The sequence below is a fragment of the Litoribacterium kuwaitense genome, assembly GCF_011058155.1.
GTDB classification, from domain to species: domain Bacteria; phylum Bacillota; class Bacilli; order Bacillales; family DSM-28697; genus Litoribacterium; species Litoribacterium kuwaitense.
Genome location: NZ_JAALFC010000110.1, coordinates 1 through 485 on the forward strand (window position 1 = coordinate 1; position 485 = coordinate 485).

The window sequence follows — 485 nt, forward strand, 5'->3', positions numbered from 1 at the left end:
ATTCAGTCATGATTGCTGTCCCATTACAGACAGCGGGTTTCCCCATTCGGAAATCCCCGGATCAAAGCTTACTTACAGCTCCCCGAGGCATATCGGTGTTCGTCCCGTCCTTCTTCGGCTCCTGGTACCAAGGCATCCACCGTGCGCCCTTTCTACCTTCACTTCTTTCGTGACGCTTTCTTTACTGATGCTTTTTTTGTCGGTTATCTAGTTTTCAAGGATCCTCTGATACATACATTTGGTGGAGCCTAGCGGGATCGAACCGCTGACCTCCTGCGTGCAAGGCAGGCGCTCTCCCAGCTGAGCTAAGGCCCCAAATAAAGGTATATATACAATTAAACGTCATCTGCTTGTGGCATTTCGAACAATAAAGTACGAAATGGTGGGCCTGAGTGGACTCGAACCACCGACCTCACGCTTATCAGGCGTGCGCTCTAACCGGCTGAGCTACAGGCCCACAGACAAATGAAGCACGTACGATGAAT

Annotated in this window: 2 tRNA genes and 1 rRNA gene; all 3 read right to left on the bottom strand. The window is 50.5% G+C overall.

The window, feature by feature from the left end:
- Positions 1 to 163, bottom strand: a 23S ribosomal RNA gene (locus G4V62_RS19215); the annotation flags it as partial.
- Between the two features lie 76 nt (positions 164 to 239).
- Positions 240 to 315: transfer RNA gene (locus G4V62_RS19220), tRNA-Ala, on the bottom strand.
- A gap of 65 nt (positions 316 to 380) precedes the next feature.
- Positions 381 to 457 (bottom strand) — tRNA-Ile (locus G4V62_RS19225).
- Positions 458 to 485 lie beyond the last annotated feature (28 nt).